This is a genomic window from Bradyrhizobium sp. AZCC 1678 (assembly GCF_036924765.1).
GTDB classification, from domain to species: domain Bacteria; phylum Pseudomonadota; class Alphaproteobacteria; order Rhizobiales; family Xanthobacteraceae; genus Bradyrhizobium; species Bradyrhizobium algeriense.
The window spans coordinates 316745-335315 of sequence record NZ_JAZHSE010000001.1 but is presented as its reverse complement, the minus strand read 5'-3'; the positions used below and the strand labels follow the sequence as shown (position 1 = coordinate 335315).

Annotated in this window: 16 protein-coding genes; 6 read left to right on the top strand and 10 right to left on the bottom strand. The window is 63.1% G+C overall.

Annotated features, from left to right (window positions below; translation table 11 throughout):
• Window positions 1-13: 13 nt before the first annotated feature.
• Complete coding sequence (locus V1294_RS01660; protein WP_334494748.1) at window positions 14-343, bottom strand: NIPSNAP family protein; 330 nt, start codon at window positions 341-343, stop codon at window positions 14-16.
• A 173-nt stretch (window positions 344-516) separates the two neighbouring features.
• Here V1294_RS01660 and V1294_RS01655 point away from each other — a divergent pair, with 173 nt between their 5' ends.
• Window positions 517-1362 (top strand): methyltransferase domain-containing protein, encoded by an 846-nt coding sequence (locus V1294_RS01655; protein ID WP_334494746.1) that lies wholly within the window; start codon window positions 517-519, stop codon window positions 1360-1362.
• Window positions 1363-1532: 170 nt separating this feature from the next.
• On the opposite strand, the gene V1294_RS01650 is transcribed toward V1294_RS01655, so the two are convergent.
• The 3 genes from V1294_RS01650 to V1294_RS01640 all read right to left on the bottom strand — a co-directional run bounded on the left by V1294_RS01650 (window position 1533) and on the right by V1294_RS01640 (window position 4274).
• Entirely contained in the window at window positions 1533-1943 is a 411-nt protein-coding gene (locus V1294_RS01650; protein WP_334494744.1) for a (deoxy)nucleoside triphosphate pyrophosphohydrolase, read from the bottom strand.
• Between the two features lie 15 nt (window positions 1944-1958).
• A complete protein-coding gene (gene argJ, locus V1294_RS01645) occupies window positions 1959-3200 on the bottom strand; it encodes a bifunctional glutamate N-acetyltransferase/amino-acid acetyltransferase ArgJ (RefSeq protein ID WP_334494742.1) in 1242 nt (413 codons plus the stop codon).
• A 162-nt stretch (window positions 3201-3362) separates the two neighbouring features.
• The gene (locus V1294_RS01640; RefSeq protein ID WP_334487001.1) at window positions 3363-4274 is read right to left on the bottom strand and encodes a peptidylprolyl isomerase; all 912 of its coding nucleotides are present in this window, start codon (window positions 4272-4274) and stop codon (window positions 3363-3365) included.
• A 347-nt stretch (window positions 4275-4621) separates the two neighbouring features.
• On the opposite strand from V1294_RS01640, the gene secA reads away from it, so the two are divergent.
• Both secA and V1294_RS01630 read left to right on the top strand, forming a co-directional pair.
• Window positions 4622-7456: a preprotein translocase subunit SecA gene (gene secA / locus V1294_RS01635; RefSeq protein ID WP_334494740.1), complete on the top strand. Its 2835-nt coding sequence runs from the start codon at window positions 4622-4624 to the stop codon at window positions 7454-7456.
• A gap of 284 nt (window positions 7457-7740) precedes the next feature.
• Window positions 7741-10173, top strand: coding sequence for a hypothetical protein (locus V1294_RS01630; RefSeq protein ID WP_334494738.1), 2433 nt, complete (start codon window positions 7741-7743; stop codon window positions 10171-10173).
• A gap of 119 nt (window positions 10174-10292) precedes the next feature.
• On the opposite strand, the gene V1294_RS01625 is transcribed toward V1294_RS01630, so the two are convergent.
• From V1294_RS01625 to V1294_RS01605, 5 genes are all read right to left on the bottom strand, one after another.
• The gene (locus V1294_RS01625; protein WP_334494736.1) at window positions 10293-11756 is read right to left on the bottom strand and encodes a murein L,D-transpeptidase family protein; all 1464 of its coding nucleotides are present in this window, start codon (window positions 11754-11756) and stop codon (window positions 10293-10295) included.
• A 283-nt stretch (window positions 11757-12039) separates the two neighbouring features.
• Complete coding sequence (locus tag V1294_RS01620) at window positions 12040-13002, bottom strand: acetyl-CoA carboxylase carboxyltransferase subunit alpha (protein ID WP_334486992.1); 963 nt, start codon at window positions 13000-13002, stop codon at window positions 12040-12042.
• Window positions 13003-13202: 200 nt separating this feature from the next.
• Window positions 13203-14159: a site-specific tyrosine recombinase XerD gene (gene xerD / locus V1294_RS01615; RefSeq protein WP_334494734.1), complete on the bottom strand. Its 957-nt coding sequence runs from the start codon at window positions 14157-14159 to the stop codon at window positions 13203-13205.
• Between the two features lie 70 nt (window positions 14160-14229).
• Complete coding sequence (locus tag V1294_RS01610; RefSeq protein WP_334494732.1) at window positions 14230-14640, bottom strand: nuclear transport factor 2 family protein; 411 nt, start codon at window positions 14638-14640, stop codon at window positions 14230-14232.
• A gap of 68 nt (window positions 14641-14708) precedes the next feature.
• A complete protein-coding gene (locus V1294_RS01605; RefSeq protein WP_334494730.1) occupies window positions 14709-15746 on the bottom strand; it encodes an SDR family oxidoreductase in 1038 nt (345 codons plus the stop codon).
• Window positions 15747-15854: 108 nt separating this feature from the next.
• Between V1294_RS01605 and V1294_RS01600 the strand changes: the two genes are divergently transcribed.
• Complete coding sequence (locus V1294_RS01600) at window positions 15855-16430, top strand: TetR/AcrR family transcriptional regulator (RefSeq protein ID WP_334494728.1); 576 nt, start codon at window positions 15855-15857, stop codon at window positions 16428-16430.
• A 44-nt stretch (window positions 16431-16474) separates the two neighbouring features.
• On the opposite strand, the gene V1294_RS01595 is transcribed toward V1294_RS01600, so the two are convergent.
• Window positions 16475-16621, bottom strand: a complete 147-nt coding sequence (locus V1294_RS01595; RefSeq protein ID WP_334486979.1) for a histidine kinase — start codon at window positions 16619-16621, stop codon at window positions 16475-16477.
• A gap of 143 nt (window positions 16622-16764) precedes the next feature.
• Between V1294_RS01595 and V1294_RS01590 the strand changes: the two genes are divergently transcribed.
• Together V1294_RS01590 and aroB are read left to right on the top strand one after the other, a co-directional pair.
• A complete protein-coding gene (locus tag V1294_RS01590; RefSeq protein ID WP_334494727.1) occupies window positions 16765-17397 on the top strand; it encodes a shikimate kinase in 633 nt (210 codons plus the stop codon).
• Window positions 17394-18536: a 3-dehydroquinate synthase gene (gene aroB / locus V1294_RS01585; RefSeq protein ID WP_334494725.1), complete on the top strand. Its 1143-nt coding sequence runs from the start codon at window positions 17394-17396 to the stop codon at window positions 18534-18536. The genes V1294_RS01590 and aroB overlap by 4 nt, the downstream gene beginning before the upstream one ends.
• Window positions 18537-18571 lie beyond the last annotated feature (35 nt).

The following is an 18571-nucleotide window of genomic DNA, read 5'->3' as shown; positions in this document are numbered from 1 at the left end:
CGATGAACTGTTGTTATCTGCCCCCGGCTTCCGGCTCTTTCGGAAGCACGGGCCGGAAGAATGATCGCTCAAAGCGGATGAAGCAGCGAGTTTGCTTTGCGAAGGTGAGCGCTTTCTGAACGTCCGGATCTCCGGCGCTGTCTTTTCGATACTGTTCGTAGGCCGCGAAGCTCGGGAAGCTGAACATCCCGAGGGCAACGTCGCTCGCCCCCTCCGATGGCAGGAAGTACCCATGGTGGATGCCGCCGAATCTCGGCAGCAGTTCCAGCCACATCCTGCCGTAAGCTTCGAACTCGGCGAGTTTGTCCGGGTTGACTTCGTATCGCAGGTAACAAGTGATCATCGTCTGATGCTCCGTCTCGCGACGAACCTGGCGCTGATTAATAGCTTGGCCGCAAGCGTGCGGTCACGCCCGAACTTCGCGAAAGAGGCTTTATCTCGTGGTTCGAGGCTTACGAAGCCGCGCCCGTCATGAAGAGGGATTGAGATGGATCTCTGACCGTCGTACCAACCGGCATGGCTTCGAACCCGACCGCCGCCCCCATCCTGTTCGACCGCGCATTGCTGCGCGCGCGCATCGAGCGCGCGCGGCGTGGCGGGCCGGTGACGTTCCTGCTTGATCGCGTCAGGGAGGACCTGGAGGAGCGGTTGCAGGCGGTGATGCGGAATTTTGCCGATGTCGCCGATATCTGGACGCCGGGCGAATTGCTGCGAAAGCCCATCGCCGATCGCTTCCAGTCGATCAGGCGCATCGATCTCGATCAGTTCGAAACGCTGCCGCTGCAACCACAATCGCTCGACCTCGCCGTCTCGGCGCTCGCATTCCAGTTCGTCAACGATCTCCCCGGCGTGCTCGCACAGATGCGGCGCGCTCTAAAGCCGGACGGGCTGTTGCTCGCGGCAATGCTCGGCGGCGATACGCTGACCGAGCTTCGGCAAAGCTTCGCCGCCGCGGAAGCCGAATGCGAGGGCGGGGTGTCTCCGCGGGTCGCGCCGTTTGCGGACTTGCGCGATATTGGCGCGCTGCTGCAGCGCGCCGGCTTTGCGCTGCCGGTCACCGACGTCGACCGCGTTGTGGTGCGCTACGACAGCGCGTTCGCGCTGATGCAGGATTTGAGGCGCATGGGCGCGACCAACATCCTTCGCGAACGCCGGCGCACGCCGACCCGCCGCGCCACCATGCTGCGCATGGCGCAGATTTACGGTGAACGTTTTGCCGACGCGGACGACCGCATCCGTGCCACCTTCGATATTGTCTGGCTCTCCGGCTGGGCGCCGCATGAGAGCCAGCAAAAGCCGTTGAAGCCGGGCTCGGCGAAAGCGAGCCTGGAGGCGGCGGTGAAGAAGACTGCTCCCAAATAGACAACCTAAAGGGGATGAGATCAGGTTGGGCCGTGACGACGGACCATTTTTCTTCTCGTGCGCCGGACGCAAGCAGCACGAGTGCGGCGAGCCGGCCCCATCTACTTTGCATGGGGTTGTTTTCGCGATTTTGTGTCGGGGCTCTGCGTGCGGCGGAAGAGGCGCTGCGCTCACATCAACAAATCAATCAGATGCGGGATCAGCGGAATGTCCGCAGGCGGCATCGGATAGTCGCGCAGCTTGTTGGCGCGGACCCAGGCCAGTTGCTGGCCCTCGCGCGCGGTCACCATGCCCTCCCAGCGCCGGCAGATGTAGAGCGGCATCAGCAAATGGAAGCTGTCATAGGCGTGGCTCGCGAACGTCAGCGGCGCCAGGCATGGCTCGCTGACGTCGATCCCGATCTCCTCGTGTAGTTCGCGGATCAGCGTCTGCTCCGGCCGTTCGCCGGGCTCGACCTTGCCGCCGGGAAACTCCCACAGGCCTGCGAGCGCCTTGCCTTCCGGGCGTTGCGCGATCAGCACGCGCTTGTCGGCATCGACCAGGGCGCAGGCGACCACGAGGGTGAGCTTGATGTCAGCCATGCGCCGGTGTCTCGCTTACGATCGGTAGTCGCCATTGATCGCGACATATTCCTTGGTGAGGTCGCAGGTCAGCACGCGGTCGCGGCCCTTGCCGAGGCCGAGCGCGACCTTGATCTGGATCTTCGGGTTCTTCATCACCTCGGAAACCTCGGCCTCGTTGTAGGACGGATCGCGCGCACCGCTTTTGGCGACGCGAATGCCGTTGAACGAGATCGAAAGCTTGTCGCGGTTGGCGGGCTCGCCGGCCTTGCCGACCGCCATCACCACGCGGCCCCAATTGGCGTCCTCGCCGGCGATCGCCGTCTTCACCAGCGGCGAATTCGCGATCGACATCGCGATTCGGCGCGCCGAGGTTTTTGTGGTCGCGCCTTCGACGATCACCTCGACCAGCTTGCGCGCGCCTTCGCCGTCGCGGGCCACCTGTTCGGCAAGGTTGGCGAGCACGTCGCGGAAGGCTTTGGCGAACGCCTTCAGGCGCGGGTCGCTGGCGCGGCTGATCTTCGGCGCGCCGTTGGCTGCGGCCGCGCCGGTCGCAAAGGCGAGCAGGGTGTCCGACGTCGAGGTGTCGCTGTCGATGGTGACGGCGTTGAACGTATCCTCGACGCCGCTCTTGAGCAGCGACTGCAGCACGGCCGACGACAGCGGCGCGTCAGTGAACACAAAGGACAGCATGGTCGCCATATCGGGCATGATCATGCCGGCGCCCTTGGCCATGCCGTTGATGGTGACCTTGGCCTTGCCGAGCTTCACCGTAGCGGTTGCGACCTTCGGGAAAGTATCAGTGGTCATGATTGCCTTGGCAGCATCCATCCAGTGGTCGGGCGTGGCGGCCTCAGTCAGCGTCGCCAGCACGCCGTCGAATTTGGTGGCGTCGAGCGGCTCGCCGATTACGCCGGTGGAGGCCAGGAACACGTCGCCGGTCGTGCAGCCGACTGCCTTCGCTGCGGTTTGCGCGGTCAGCGCCGTCGACTGCTTGCCGGTCTTGCCGGTGAATGCGTTGGCGTTGCCGGAATTCACCACCAGCGCGCGGGCCTGTCCCCGGCCGAGCTTGGCGCGGCACCATTCAACGGGAGCGGACGGGCATTTCGATTTGGTGAAGACGCCGGCGACCGTGGTGCCCTTGTCCATGACGGCGAGCAGCACGTCGGTCCGCCCCTTGTAGCGGATGCCGGCGGCGGCGGTGGCGAGTTTCACACCCGCGATCGCGGGCATCTCGGGGACATCGATCGGGGCGAGAGGGGAGACGGGTGTGGACATGGGTGCACCTTCTTCGACCAGATCAACCGTAGCCGGACCTGGCCCGGCCATCCACGCCTTCAGGGCCGGTCAACAGGTCCCCAGACATGGAACGGCCGGGCGCTTCGGCCCGGCCATGACGATGGTAGATACTATCGGTCTGAAAGAAGTAACAGCGATTTTTTACTTCTTCGCCGGGGGCGCCATCTTGGAATCCGCAGGCTTGGCGGCGTCCGGCTTGGCGGCTTCGGCCGGCTTGTCCATGCGCTCGACCTTGGCGGCCTCACGCAGCTTGGCGACGTATTCGGCCTGCGCCTTGCGCGTCACATAGGTCTCGATCTGGGCCTTGACCTGCTCGAAGTCGGGGGCCTTGCGGGCGCGCTTTTCCTCGACCTTGATGATGTGCCAGCCGAATTGCGACTTGACGGGATCGGAGATCTTGCCGGGTTCGAGCGTGAAGGCCACGGCGGAGAATTCCGGCACCATCTGTTCCTTGGTGAAGAAGCCGAGATCGCCGCCATCGGAGGCACCGGGGTCCTTGGACTTCTTCTTCGCCAGTTCGGCGAAGTCGCCGCCCTTCTTCAGTTCTTCCGCGATCGCCTTGGCCTCGTCCTCGGTCTCGACCAGGATGTGCCGGGCGTGGACTTCCATTTCGCCGGTGATCTGCTTGGCGGCCTCCTCATAGACCTTCTTCATGGCCTCGTCGGTGGTCGCAGCCTTACCCTCGGTGGCGAGCAGGTTGTCCATCAGCAGGCGGCTGCGGCTGAACGCCAGGCGCCTCTTGAAGTCTTCGGAATTCTCGACCTTCTTGTCCTCGGCGGCCTTGGCGACGATTTTCAGGTCGATCAGGAAGGCCAGCACATTGTCCTTCTTGGTCGCCGGGTCCATTTGCGCGAGGCTGGGGCCGAGTTCCTCTTCCGCGAGCGCCACATCGCTCTGGCGGATCTCGACACCGTTAACCTTGGCGAGAACGGGGTTGTCCTGGGCACGAACCGGCAGGCTGGCGGCCAGAACCGCGGCCAGACAGGCCGTCGCGGCCAGGGAGGCGAGGCCGAAGCGCAGGCCGGTTTTCGTTTCCGGGAACGAGGTGGTCATGGAAAATCCTTGTCTTGAAGAAGGGGCGGCAAAGGCGGCGGGACACTCGCCCAATCATGCGGCCTTGGCAACGCGAAAAGTCTGTCAAAATGATGAATTCCTTGACAGATGGACCCACGTTGACAAGGCCCCGACCCAGCCATATCTGTGCCGGAACCTCCAGCGGCGATAGCGCTTATTTTGCTGCGTTTTTTGCCGTTGAACCTTGGATTGCTTAATTCCCACTCATTAGGCGGATGGCCCCCGGGACGGGGTGTTTGCCGCGATGCGTCACGGTGAGTTGATAGGCAACTTGGTGGTCCACGTCACGGCTCGCAACGCAAGTAACGGCAAAGGCAGGAATTGGCATGATCGGCGCGCTCGCCCGCAAGTTTTTCGGCTCCGCCAACGACCGGCGGGTGAAGGGGTATCAGTCCCGCGTCAACGACATCAACGCGCTTGAGCCCGAGCTTGCCGCGCTGTCGGACGAGGCGCTGAAAGCGCGCACCGTCGAGTTCCGCCAGCAGCTTGCCGACGGCAAGACGCTCGATGACCTCCTGGTTCCGGCCTTCGCCACCGTGCGCGAGGCCGCCAAGCGCACCCTCGGCCAGCGGCATTTCGACGTCCAGCTGATCGGCGGCATGGTGCTGCATGAGGGCGACATCGCCGAGATGAAGACCGGCGAAGGCAAGACGCTGGTGGCAACGCTGGCGGTCTATCTCAACGCGCTGGCCGGCAAGGGCGTCCATGTCGTCACCGTCAACGACTACCTCGCCCGCCGCGATAGCGAATGGATGGGCCAGATCTACCAGTTCCTCGGACTGACCGTCGGCGTGATCGTCCACGGCCTCGACGATGCCGAGCGCAAGGAAGCCTATTCGCGCGACATCACCTACGGCACCAACAACGAATACGGTTTCGACTATCTGCGCGACAACATGAAGTACCGGCTCGAGGACATGGTCCAGCGCAGCCACTTCTACGCCATCGTCGACGAAGTCGACTCGATCCTGATCGACGAGGCGCGCACGCCGCTGATCATCTCCGGCCCGCTCGACGACCGCTCGGATTTCTACAACACCATCGACACCTTCTTCCCCAAGCTCGACAAGACGGATTACGAGGTCGACGAGAAGCAGCGCACGGTGACGCTTACCGAAGGCGGCATGGAGAAGCTCGAAAACCTGCTTCGCGATGCCGGCCAGCTCAAGGGCGATTCGCTCTACGACGTCGAGAACGTCTCCGTCGTTCACCACATCAACCAGGCGCTGCGGGCGCACTCGCTGTTCACCCGCGACAAGGATTACATCGTCCGCGATGGCGAAGTCGTCATCATCGACGAATTCACCGGCCGCATGATGCAGGGCCGCCGCTATTCCGAAGGCCTGCACCAGGCGCTGGAAGCCAAGGAGCATGTCCAGGTCCAGCCGGAAAACCAGACGCTCGCCTCGATCACGTTCCAGAACTATTTCCGGATGTACGAAAAGCTCGCCGGCATGACCGGTACGGCGCTGACCGAAGCCGACGAATTGTTCGACATCTACAAGCTCGAAGTCGTCGAAATCCCGACCAACGTGCCGGTGGCGCGTCTCGATGAGGACGATGAGGTCTACCGCACCCAGAACGAGAAATACGCCGCGATCCTGGCCGAGATTGAACGCGCCAACAAGCGGCTGCAGCCGGTGCTGGTCGGCACCGCCTCGATCGAGAAGTCGGAGGTGCTGGCCGATTATTTGAAGAAGCACGGTTACAAGCAGATCGATTTCGGCTCGGAATCCGGAATGGAGAAGCTCTACGCCGCGGCGCGTGCGGGCAAGCCTGCAAAGCTGTTTGCGGTTTTGAACGCGCGCTTCCACGAACAGGAAGCCTATATCGTCGCCGAAGCCGGCGTCCCCGGCGCGATCACGATCGCGACCAACATGGCCGGCCGCGGTACCGACATCAAGCTCGGCGGTTCGCTCGATATGCGGATCCAGCAGGAGACCGCTGACATTACCGACGAGGCCGAGAAGGCCGAAAAGATCGAGCAGATCAAGGCCGACATCGAACGTTTTCGCGAGATCGTGCTGAAAGCCGAGGACGTCATCGAAGTCGAGCCCGCCAAGGGCAACAAGCCGGCCAAGACCATCACCAGGCCGGGTGGGCTCTACATCATGGGCTCGGAGCGACATGAGTCCCGCCGCATCGACAACCAGTTGCGAGGCCGTTCCGGCCGCCAGGGCGACCCTGGACGCTCAAAATTCTTCCTGTCGCTGGAAGACGATCTGATGCGGATCTTCGGATCCGATCGGCTCGACAGCATGCTGCAGCGGCTCGGCCTGAAAGAGGGCGAGGCCATCATCCATCCATGGATCAACAAGGCGCTGGAAAAGGCGCAGCAGAAGGTCGAAGCCCGCAACTTCGACATCCGCAAGAACCTGCTCAAGTTCGACAACGTCCAGAACGACCAGCGCAAGGTGATCTTCGACCAGCGCGTCGAACTGATGAGGAGCGACAGCGTGGCCGAAATGGTCGCGGATATGCGTCATGACTTCATTGACGACATCGTCGTCAAGCACGTGCCGGAACACGCCTATGCCGAACAGTGGGATGTCGCGGGCCTCAAGGAAGAACTGAAGCGCGTGCTCGACGTCGACCTGCCGGTCGATGAATGGGCCAAGGAAGAAGGCATTGCCGACGAGGAATTGCTGACGCGGATCGAGCAGCGCGTCGACGAACACATGGCGGCCAAAGTGGCGCAATGGGGTCCCGACGTGATGCGCTACGTCGAGAAGACCATCCTGCTGCAGACGCTGGATCACCTCTGGCGCGAGCACCTGATCATGCTCGATCATCTGCGTCAGGTGATCGGCCTGCGCGGCTACGGCCAGCGCGATCCGTTGCAGGAATACAAGTCGGAAGCCTTCGGCCTGTATGAGGCGATGACCGCGCATCTGCGCGAGGCGGTGACGGCGCAATTGATGCGCGTCGAGATCGTGCCGCCGGAAGAGCAGCAACCGCTGCCGGCGATGGAGCCGCACAAATTCGATCCGAATACCGGCGAAGACGAGATGGCCTTCGCCAACGCCTCGCTGGTACCCGAGGCCATTGCCGCCGATCGCGATCCGAAAAACCCTGCAAGCTGGGGCAAGGTCGGCCGCAACGAGGATTGCCCCTGCGGCAGCGGCAAGAAGTACAAGCACTGCCACGGCAAATACGGGTGAGCTTGAGCTGAGGCATCGGTTGGCGAGGCCGTTAAGCCAGCGACTGCTGGCTCGCACCTTTCTGTTTCGTCTGAAGGCTGAACTCGCCCTTGAGGGCGGGATACCGTGCGCCGGCCCCGCAACCTGGGACTGAAAGTAACGGAGAGTGCTTGCAAATCATCAATCTTTGCGGGCATTTCAACGGGTTGTTAGGAGGTTGTGTCTAGTTTCTCGATGGCGCGTTGCGCGAGTTTGCCAAGCGCACCCATAGAACCCGTTCTGGGGCTCCATCAGAGGGCAGCGTCTTGCAATCCATATCCAAGATTCACGGCCGCTATTATTTGGCGATCTTCGTGCTGGCGTCGGCGACGCTTTCCTACCAGATACTGATAACGCGCTTCTTCAGCGTTATGCTCTATTATCATTTCGCGTTCGCCGCCATTTCACTGGCCATGCTCGGGCTGACCCGCGGAGCGATGGAGGTCTACGGCAAGCCCGAACGCTATACGTCCGAACGGGTTGGCGTCGAATTCGCGCGCCACGCATCGTGGTTCGCACTCGGCAGTGTTGGCGCAATGGTCGGGCTGTTGTGCTTGCCGCTCCTGGTGTCCGGTGAAGCCGTGGCGATCGTCCTTGCGGTGGCGATCATCGCCTTCGTGTGGCCTTTCACCGAAGGCGGCGTTTGCATAACGCTCTTGCTGACCCGTTTGCCATATAGCGGCGGATGGCTCTACGCAGCCGATCTTATGGGGGCCGCAGTTGGATGCCTCGGCGTGATCTTTCTGCTGCTGGTGATCGATCCCGTCAGTGCCACGTTATGGATCGCGGCCCTCTCTGCCGGCGTGGGCTGGATTGTCGTCCGGAACAGCGATGAGGTCCGCAGCCTTCGCCTAAGCGGCGCTATCGCACTGACGATGGCCGTTGCGGCCACCGTGCATACCGGCCTTGACCTGACCGGAAAGAGCCACCTCGGTGTGTTCTGGGCCAAGGGTGAGGAGCAGGCCGGCACGCTATTCGAGCGCTGGAATACCTATTCGCGGGTACGGGTGCGGGAGTGGGCCGGGAAAGCCCCGTTCGGCTGGGGACTGGCCCGCCCGTCCGAGGTCAGGGTTGACCAGCATTACATCGATATCGATGCCGATGCAGGCACGGTCATCACCAGGTACGATGGCGACGTTGGCAAACTCAGCTACCTGAAAGATGACGTCATCAATGCCGCCTACCTCGTACAGCCCGCCGCCGACGTCGCGGTCGTTGGCGTTGGTGGCGGGCGCGACATCCTTTCCGGTCTGGTTTTCGGCGCCAAGCAGATACGCGGCATTGAGATCAATCCGGCGATCTTTGAGGTGCTCACCGAAAAATTCGCCGATTTCGCCGGCCATCTCGAGCGCCAGCCCGGCGTTTCCCTGGTCAATGCCGAAGCGCGAAGCTATATCAATCACTCGTCCGAGCGGTACGACCTGGTCCAGATTTCACTGATCGACACCTGGGCGGCGACGGCGGCAGGTGGTCTGACGCTCACGGAAAACCGTCTCTATACCGTCGAAGCGTGGGATGATTTCTACCGCGCACTGAAGCCTGGCGGGCTGCTGTCGGTCTCGCGCTGGTACGACGAGGACAAGCACCGCGGCGAATTCTATCGGCTGATTGCGATCGCAGCCAGCGCCTTGCAGCGCAAGGGCGTGTCGGCCACCGAACTCCGGCATCATGTGGTCGCGCTGAACGTGGGCAACATCGTAACGGTCATTACGCGGCCTGACGCGTTCACCGATGCGCAATGGCAGGAGGCGCGTGGCAGGCTCCAGGCGCAGGGATTCAAGATATTCCTGGGACCGGATGTCGCCTTTGATGGCGTCACTTCGACCTTGCTGTCCGACAAGGCGGACGCGGCATTCTTCGATTCGCTGCCGGAAAATATCGCTCCCTCGACGGATGACAAACCGTTCTTCTTCTTCACTTCCCGCCTCGGCGATCTGACGAGCATGTCTCCATGGATGAACAAAAATAATATTGCGGTCAGCATGACCGGCTTGCTCATCATCGTCGCGCTCCTTGCCTGCGGATACTACATCGTTCTGCCCTTCCTCGGTCTTGCGAGGCGGATGCCGTTATCGACGCTGGCGCCGCCGATGGCCTATTTCAGTGCGATCGGGATGGGTTTCATGCTGATCGAGATATCGCAAATGCAGCGCCTGATGGTCTTCCTCGGCCATCCCGTCTACGGGCTGAGCGTGGTGCTCTTTACGATTCTTCTCTTCAGCGGTATCGGCAGTGCCACAGTCGGCGCGGATACCCCTCGGCCACGCGCCATTGTCTGGAGGTTTGCAGTCCTCCTGATCACGATCGTGGCAGCCGGGCTGCTAACGCCGCTGGTTACCACCTGGACGCGGTCGCAACCAACCGACATGCGCATTCTGGTTTCAGTCCTGCTGCTGGCACCTCCGGCGTTCTGCATGGGGATGATGTTTCCGCTCGGCCTCGGTATCTGGCGCCGTCAAGAAGCGCTGTTGCCGTTCTTCTGGAGCACCAACGGGGTTACGTCGATGCTGGCGTCGGTGCTGGGTATGGCCTTGTCGATCCAGTTCGGTATCGCCAAGACCTATGCGCTCGGCGCGTGCTTCTATGTGGTCTGCGCCATCGCGATCGCCGCAAGCCGCCGGGCCGACCCCATCGTCACGCTCGCAACGAAGCCCGTCACCGGCGTCGGCCTCGTGCCGCAGGACGAAGCGGCTTCATGACTCGACCGCGCTCTGCGCCGCGGGCGTCGTTGCGATAAAGACTGTCGGGGAATTCGGAAAGTTGCGCTTGCGTTCGCGGGGCATGGCGGCGGCTTTGGCCGCGGCAGCAAGTGAAGCCGTTACTTCACCGCGCCGAAGCGGCTGTCGAACGAGTTCGGCGGCACGATCGGTGCGGAACCGGCGACCTGATTGTCCTTGGCGGAGGCCGGGGTGTCGGATACCGACGATCTTAGCGGCGGCCGGGCGGCGGCCTGTTTGCTGTCATGCTTTGGCGCCGTGGTCTTCGGCGCCGCCGCCTCGGGACGGGGCGCGGTTTGCTTGGCCTCGACCTTCGGCTTCGAAGGCGGCGTGCTTGCGGTAGCGTCAGCCGCACCGCCGATACCGACCTTGCGAGCAAGATTGGAGAAGAACCCGTCATTCTGGGCCGGCGGCGCCGCATTGGCGACGCGCGTTGGTGCCGCGGCAGGGGTGGGAGCCGGGGCTGCGGCAAGCTTCGGCGGTTCCGGCGTACCCATCAGCAGATTATCGGAGGGCGCCTTGGGCGGATTGACGTGGGAGGGAACGGTGCCGGGAGCGCGCGCCATCAGCGACAGGCTTGAGCCGTCGCCGGGCTCTGAAAGGCCGGTGCTGGCTTCAGGCACACGGGCGGCGAACACCCGGTGCATGCCGCCGTCGATGCCGGTGTTGGCCCGGGCGACCGGCGTTCCCTTGGCGATCAGCCGCGCGGTTTCGGCGAGGTCGGTCGCCTGCTTTTCGCGGACGGCGTCAGCGACCTCGTCGGGAATCACATAGGCCGGGCACTTGGCCGAAGCGTCGAATACCAGGTCACGCGTGGCGTTCGGCGGCTTGGCGGCATCGAACACGTATTTCTTCTCGCAGAAATCGACCTTCGGCTCCTGCTTCGTCACCTCGAAATGATCATTGCCTTCCTTGATCATCTTCCAGAACGGCATGTTCGGATTGTTGCGATGCTTCGCCATGTTCATCGGCGTCATCTTGAACGGATAGGCCTGCAGCTGGAACGATTTCTGGCCGCCGAAGAAGGATTCGCGGCCCAGCGAATAGATTTCCGCAATCTGCTCGTCGGTCATCGCGTAGCAGCCGCGCGAGGAGCAGTCGCCATGAACCATCAGCTGCGAGCCGGTCCGCCCCAGCGCCTTGTCGAACGCGTTCGGATAGCCGGTGTTGAAGGAGAGGTAATAGGCCGACTGCGGGTTCATCTGCGCCGGTGAAATCGCATAGAAGCCTTCCGGCGCCTGGCGGTCGCCCTCGCGGACCTTGGGTCCGAGATCGCCCGACCAGCGGCAGATCGGATAGGTTTTCAGCAGCGCGAAACGGCCGGAGCGGTCCTGCTTCCAGATCTCGAGTTCGGCTTCCTGTTTGAACAGGCGAACCAGGATCGGCGACTGCAGGTCCATGTCTTTCGCCGTCATGTCGGCGATCAGTTTTGGCGGGACTGGCTGGTTGGCCTTGGCGTTGTTGGCCAGTGAGATGTCGTCGCCGTTGCAACTGGCCAGCAGTGCGCCTGCGCCCGCGAGGGCAGCCGACGTGACGAGCGCGCGAACCAGCGAGCGGTTAATCAAAGGCTAAGCTCCACACCCACCGGGCATTTTCGCACCCCAAATCACAGCGAACATGCCCTGAAGCCAATGCATAAAATAGTACCCTTTGACCTTCCGCGCCGCAACCCGAACGCGATGTGCCAGCCGCTTCCACGGCCAAGCATGGTCAATAGAGTTTAAAGACTGGGTCTGGGCCTAATTAGGGCCGAATCAAGTGATCCGACGAAATAAAGCACCTTTAAGGCGGCGTTAACGAATGGGGATATGCCAGGCCGGCCGACCCCATCCAGGGGGTAAGGGGCAATCAGCCGAGCTTGCGGCCGATATCGAGGAATTTCTGCCGTCGCTGCCGGCGGATGCCGTCCGCGTCCAGATTGCGGAGGTCGTTGAAGGCCTCGGCGATCGCATCGCCCGTGGCCGAGATCATGGCAACGGAATCGCGGTGGGCGCCGCCGGAGGGTTCTTTCAGTATCTGGTCGATCACGCCGAATCGCAGCATGTCCTGGGCGGTGATCTTCATGCCGTTGGCGACTTCCTGGGCCTTGGTGCCGTCGCGCCACAGGATCGAGGAGGCCGCCTCCGGGGAGATCACGCTGTAGATCGCGTGTTCGAACATCAGCACCTTGTTCGCGGTGGTGATGGCGATGGCGCCGCCCGACATGCCCTCGCCGGTGATGATCGCGATATTGGGGACGCCGAGCGAGAGGCATGTGTCGGTCGAGCGTGCGATCGCTTCCGCCACGCCGCGCTCCTCGGCGCCGATGCCGGGATAGGCGCCGGCGGAATCGACGATCGACAGCACCGGAATGCCGAAACGATCGGCCATCTCCATCAACCGGACGGCCTTGCGATAGCCTTCCGGGCGAGCCATGCCGAAATTGTGCTTGATGCGGCCGTCGGTGGTGGCGCCCTTTTCCTGGCCGACCACGCAGATGCTCTCGCCGCGAAAACGGCCGAAGCCGCCCACCAGCGCCTCGTCCTCGGCGAATTTGCGGTCGCCGGCCATCGGCGTGAATTCCGTCATCAGCGCGTTGACGAAATCGGTGAAATGCGGGCGCTGCGGATGGCGCGCCACCAGCGTCTTCTGCCATGGCGTCAAATTGGCGTAGAGGTCGCTCAGCGCCTGCTGCGCCTTGTCCTCTATGCGCGCGATTTCGTCGCCGATGTCGCTGCCGGACGCCGCCAGCGCACGCAGTTCATCGACCTTGGCCTCGAGTTCGGCGACTGGTTTTTCAAAGTCGAGATAGCTGCGCATCTGATCCGGCATCGAAACAATATAGGTAACAACGTGCTTTGAGGCGAAGCGGTTTCGATTCGCTTAAGGAAAGCACGCATCTTCAATGATTTAGCGTGCATTCGGCCCAGGTGACCCCGGGTTGCCGAAAGCGCGCCAAACAAGGCCGCGGGCGGGAGACGGCTGTTTCGGGGGAGACGCCGCGGAAGTCAAGGCGGGTGTTGCGATGAAGTTTACTTCTCCGCCAGCGGATGCAGGTCGCGCACCAGGCTTTTCAGCCGCTCGTCGACCACGTGGGTGTATATCTGTGTGGTGGAGATGTCGGTATGGCCGAGCAGCGTCTGCACGATGCGCAGGTCCGCGCCGTTATGCAGCAGGTGGCTGGCAAAGGCGTGGCGCAGCACGTGCGGGGAGACCAGCCGCGGCGCGAGGCCCGAGGCCGCCGCCAGTTCCTTCAGGTCGCGCGCAAAATGCTGCCGCGTCAGATGGCCGCTCTCGCCGAAGGAGGGAAACAGCCATTTCGAAGGGGCAGCGTTTTTCTTGTTCTCGGGCTTGAGCGCCCCCATCGCGGCGAGATAGTCGGCCATCGCCTGCCGGGACGCTTCGTTGAGCGGCACCAGCCGTTCCTTGTTGCCCTTGCCGCGTACCACGATCATGCGGGCGTCGCGCCGCGAGGCCGACAGCGGCAATGCCACCAGTTCGGAGACGCGTAAGCCGGTGGCGTAGAGCACCTCCAGCAGGCAATACAGCCGCATCGCGCGCAGCCGCTGCTGCGGTGAAGCGTTCTGGCCTACCGTCAATTCCTTGGCCCGCGTCAGCATGCGGTCGACATCCGCGATCGACAGCACCTTCGGCAAGCCCCGGCCGCGTTTCGGGCCGGACAGGATCGCCGCCGGATCGTCGCTGCGGATGCGCTCGTTCAGGAGAAAGCGGAACAAATGCCGCATCGCCGACAGCCGGCGCGCCACGCTGGAGGACTTGAAGCCGCGGGTGTCGAGGTCGGCGAGGTAGTCCCGCAGCGCATCCGTCCCGGCGCCGGCAAAATTTTGTCCCTTGCGGCCGAGAAATTCGGAAAAATCCGTGAGGTCGCGGCGGTAGGCGTCGAGCGTGTTGTCGCCCGCGCCCTGTTCCGCCGCGAGCATGTCGAGGAACAGGTTGGTGAGTTTCGCATCTGAGGGGGCGGAGCGCATTCGCTTTGATAGCGCATGATCGGGGCGGGACGGAGACTTTTCAAACACGCGATTGGAGATTGCAGGGAAGCTAGGGCATCGGGCTGATCGCGGTGGCCTGCGACCAAACCACCACCCATTGTCCATCGCGATGTTCGTAGGTGTCGGTGTGCCAGTAATCACCTGGCGCGACCCTGTGGCCGCCGAAGGCCACTTCGAGCCTGGCGCGATACCGGATCACCGCGTGGCTGTGGTGATACCGCACGGCGATAGACCCGGGCTCCCAGGCGAGATATTTGATCTGCCCACTCGCAATCGCTCCCAGATAATCGTTCTTGGACAAGGCCATTCCGATCGGCGTAATCAACTGGAACTCGGTCGCATGAAGTCGCGCGGCCGTCTCCATGTCGCCTTCGACCAGCGCGCGAAGTCGGGTGCGCTCGGTGTCGCGGATGAATTCGGCTTCGGGCGATGGGTCCTGATCGGCCGTATATGTGGACATTACGTGTTCTCCTCGATCGTGTGATTCGTGAAAGGGCTATCGTGGGGGACCGGGCGGCAGCCGCCGATCTAGGCTGCCGCGATGAGACCGTGGTCGATCAGGCTGTGCGCCGTGGCGCGGATGCAATCCTCGTCTGGCCGCGCTTTCCAGTTCAGTACGCGCTGCGCCTTGGCGGCGCTTACGCTGAGGTCGCGGTTGAGCTCGTGAACGATCATGCGCGAACGCGCGCTGAAGGGGGCCATCGCCCTCACCATCCAGTCCGGCACTTCGCCTGACGGCAAATGCGCAGCGTGCGCCGGAAACGACTTTGCCAGCACCGCGGCCAATTCTCTCAACCAGAAAAACCGCCCGCCGACGATGAAGCGCTGGCCAGACGCGTCCGGGTGCGTCATTGCCCGGACATGGGCGTCGGCTGCGTCTCGCACATCGACAACCGAAAAGCCGAAGCGCGGAACACGCCCGAGCTGGCCGCTCATCATTTGCCTGATCAGCCCCACCGACGTGCCGTGTTCCGGGCCGAGCAGCGGCCCAAAGATGGTGGCGGGATTGATGACAGCCAGATCAAGTCCGGTTTCCTTCGCAAGGGTCCAGGCTGCCTGCTCGGCCAGCGTTTTCGACCGGTAGTAGGGCGTCGCCCGGGCGCTGGCCGGATCGGTCCAGTCGTTCTCGGTGAAGGGGGCCTGCCCGTTGCCATGATTGGTGGCTGCGATCGACGATGTCAGCACCACGCGCGCTACGCCGGCTTCGTGGGCCGCGCGCAGCACACGAAGCGTGCCGTCCCGCGCAGTCCGAATCATTACGTTCGCGTCCTTTGGCAGGGTCGCCGGAAAAGGCGAGGCCGTGTGAATGACGTAGCGGCATTCCCGGAGCGCGACCTCCCATCCGGCATCGGAGCAAAGATCCGCCTCAACAAAGCTAACCGCCTCGGTCGTCGTATCGGGACAAAGTTGGCGCCTGATCCTGTCGCAAACGCCGATGCTGCGAACACTGCCTCGAACGCGATAGCCGGCTGCCAGCAATTGCTTGGCGATATGTCCGCCGAGGAATCCGCCGATACCCGTGACGAGAACAGTGGCAGGCGTTGGGTCTTTCAATGTGGAAGGCATTGTCAACTCCTCGGCCTGCGGAAGTGCCGGCCGCGCCTCGTTAGACACTTGGACAATTGTTGTCTAGTTGTTTTTGACGAATTGGACGAAAACTGTCAGATTGCCCAAATGGAGCAGGCTGACCAGAAATCCGAGGCTATTCTTGACGCAGCGCTGCCGGTTTTCGTGCGTCACGGTTTTCGCAAGACTTCCATGGCCGACATCGCGCGCGCGGCACGCATGTCGCGTGCGGCGCTTTATCTAAGCTTCAGCAGCAAGGAGGAGCTGTTCCGGGCAGGATCTGCGCGTGCGCATGCCCGGACCATGCAGAACGTCGAGGCTGCGCTCGCGGCCGACGGCGACGTTTTCAGCCGGATCGAGTCGGCGCTCGCAGCTTTCCAGCGAGAACTGGTCGCGCCGTTCGCCAGCAGCGCCGACGCGGCCGAACTGTTCGACGTCAACATGACGTTGGCCAGGGACATTACCCTTGGGGCGCGGGCCAAGCTGGTGGCTCTGCTCGCACAAGCTCTGTCTGATGCAGACGCAAGTGGCGCCATTTCCTTGCAGCTTCTCAAGGCCAAGCCTGCCGACGTGGCCGGCTTGATCGTCGCGGCGATAGAGGGCATCAAAGATGCGAAGGACGCTGGCCAGAGCCTGGATGAGGGCACGCGACTTTTCATGCGCTTGCTGCGCGCAGCGTTATAGACCGGAACATGCCGAAAGGCTGACCGCGGAAATCGCCGCGGCGCTTACCTCTTGAGGAACTTGTCCGCTGGGATGGTGACCGTCATTTCTCGGGACTTTGGGGTGACGAAATTCGCCAGCGAAAAAATCACGCCATAGATCACCCCGGCGATGATGCCGACGACCGTCAGAAAGCGGAACAAACTGGGCATAGGGGGCTCAGGGCGGCGAATTAACCAATGAAATCATCCATCATGTTCCCATCCCCATGGCAAGAGTCTCTGGCGGGGGCGTCAATGGGGGTAGTATAGGTGTCGCAGCCGCGGGCAAATCCCGCAAAACGACCGAGTTTTTGATGTCCGAGACCGCCGCACCGGCACCAGCGACCACCCCCCAGGAGGCCCACATCACGTCGGCGCTGGGAAGGCGTTCGGTCGTGCTGGTCGGCATGATGGGCGCCGGCAAGTCCACCATCGGCCGGCGGCTGGCGGCCCGGCTGCGGCTGCCGTTTCTCGACGCCGATATCGAGATCGAGGCGGCGGCCGGGATGTCGATCCCGGACATTTTCGAAACCCATGGCGAGCCGCATTTCCGTGACGGTGAGGCGCGGGTGATCGCGCGGCTGCTCGACAGCGGCCCGGCCGTGATCGCCACCGGCGGCGGTGCCTTCATGCGCGAGGAGACCCGCAACCGCATCCGCGACAAAGCTATCTCGATCTGGCTCCAAGCGGATGTCGAAATCATCATGAAGCGCGTCAGGCGCCGCGCCGACCGGCCGCTGCTGCAGACGGAGGATCCGACTGCGACCGTCAGCCGTCTGCTCGAGGCGCGCGAGCCGGTCTATCGGACCGCCGACCTGATCATCCTGTCGCGCGATGTGCCGCACGACCGTATCGTCGACGAATGTATCGATGCCCTGCGCGCCCGGCTGTGCGTAGGCAGCCCTTCTGCCCAGCCGACAACCGACGGGATCAGCGTTACGCCATGACTGCGCCACTGAAACATTCCGCCGATATCACGGTCGACGTCGCCCTCGGCGAGCGTGCCTACGACATCGTCATCGGCCGCGGCGTGCTGGCCTCGCTCGGCGCGCGTGTCGCCGCGCTGCGCCCCGGTGTGCGGACCGCCATCGTTACCGACCGCACCGTGGCCAAGCACTGGCTTGAGCCAACCGAGCGTTCGCTTGCGGAAGCCGGCATCCAGACGTCACGCGTCATCGTCGAGGAAGGCGAGGTGTCGAAGACCTATGCCGGTCTCGAAAAGGTCTCTGAGGCGCTGATTGCGGCCAGGATCGAGCGCAACGATCTGGTGATCGCGCTCGGCGGCGGCGTGGTTGGCGATCTCGCCGGCTTCGCGGCGGCGATTCTGCGCCGTGGCGTCGATTTCGTGCAGGTGCCGACCTCGCTGTTGGCCCAGGTAGATTCCTCGGTCGGAGGCAAGACCGGCATCAACTCGCCGCAGGGCAAGAACCTGCTCGGCGCGTTTCATCAGCCGGTGATGGTCATCGCCGATACCTCCGTCCTCGACACGCTGTCGCCGCGCCAGTTCCGCGCCGGCTACGCCGAGGTGGCCAAGTACGGCGTGCTCGGCGACGAAGCCTTTTTCAGCTGGCTCGAAGCCAACCACGCCGACATCTTCTCCGGCGGCGCGGCGCGCGAGCACGCGATTGCGACCTCCTGCCGCGCCAAAGCCGCGATCGTCTCCCGCGACGAGCGCGAGAACGGCGAGCGCGCGCTGCTCAATCTCGGCCACACGTTCGGCCATGCGCTGGAGGCCGCGACCGGCTTTTCCGATCGCCTGTTCCACGGCGAAGGCGTCTCCGTCGGGATGGTGCTGGCGACGGAATTTTCCGCCGAACTCGGCATGATCTCCGAGGCCGATGCCGCCCGCGTCGAGCGCCATCTTGCTTCGGTTGGCCTGCCGACCCATTTGCAGGACATCGCGGGCTTCGCCCAGGAGGGGCTGAAGGACGCCGACGCCCTGATGGCGCTGATGGCGCAGGACAAGAAGGTCAAGCGCGGCAAGCTCACATTCATCCTGCTGCAGGCGATTGGCCGCGCGGTGGTCGCAAACGACGTCGAGCCGGCGCTGGTGCGCGATTTCCTGCAACAGAAGTTGTCGGGATGAGAACGGGATTGCCGCGACGCAGCTTGGCGCAAGCG

What these genes read in the sequence shown, in the direction of transcription:
- xerD (WP_334494734.1), bottom strand. Translation starts at nt 14,159, where the DNA reads ATGCGCTCCGCCCCCTCAGATGCGAAACTCACCAACCTGTTCCTCGAC.
- aroB (WP_334494725.1), top strand. Translation starts at nt 17,394, where the DNA reads ATGACTGCGCCACTGAAACATTCCGCCGATATCACGGTCGACGTCGCC.
- V1294_RS01605 (WP_334494730.1), bottom strand. Translation starts at nt 15,746, where the DNA reads ATGCCTTCCACATTGAAAGACCCAACGCCTGCCACTGTTCTCGTCACG.
- V1294_RS01660 (WP_334494748.1), bottom strand. Translation starts at nt 343, where the DNA reads ATGATCACTTGTTACCTGCGATACGAAGTCAACCCGGACAAACTCGCC.
- V1294_RS01595 (WP_334486979.1), bottom strand. Translation starts at nt 16,621, where the DNA reads ATGCCCAGTTTGTTCCGCTTTCTGACGGTCGTCGGCATCATCGCCGGG.
- secA (WP_334494740.1), top strand. Translation starts at nt 4,622, where the DNA reads ATGATCGGCGCGCTCGCCCGCAAGTTTTTCGGCTCCGCCAACGACCGG.
- argJ (WP_334494742.1), bottom strand. Translation starts at nt 3,200, where the DNA reads ATGTCCACACCCGTCTCCCCTCTCGCCCCGATCGATGTCCCCGAGATG.
- V1294_RS01610 (WP_334494732.1), bottom strand. Translation starts at nt 14,640, where the DNA reads ATGTCCACATATACGGCCGATCAGGACCCATCGCCCGAAGCCGAATTC.
- V1294_RS01590 (WP_334494727.1), top strand. Translation starts at nt 16,765, where the DNA reads ATGTCCGAGACCGCCGCACCGGCACCAGCGACCACCCCCCAGGAGGCC.
- V1294_RS01655 (WP_334494746.1), top strand. Translation starts at nt 517, where the DNA reads ATGGCTTCGAACCCGACCGCCGCCCCCATCCTGTTCGACCGCGCATTG.
- V1294_RS01620 (WP_334486992.1), bottom strand. Translation starts at nt 13,002, where the DNA reads ATGCCGGATCAGATGCGCAGCTATCTCGACTTTGAAAAACCAGTCGCC.
- V1294_RS01650 (WP_334494744.1), bottom strand. Translation starts at nt 1,943, where the DNA reads ATGGCTGACATCAAGCTCACCCTCGTGGTCGCCTGCGCCCTGGTCGAT.
- V1294_RS01640 (WP_334487001.1), bottom strand. Translation starts at nt 4,274, where the DNA reads ATGACCACCTCGTTCCCGGAAACGAAAACCGGCCTGCGCTTCGGCCTC.
- V1294_RS01600 (WP_334494728.1), top strand. Translation starts at nt 15,855, where the DNA reads ATGGAGCAGGCTGACCAGAAATCCGAGGCTATTCTTGACGCAGCGCTG.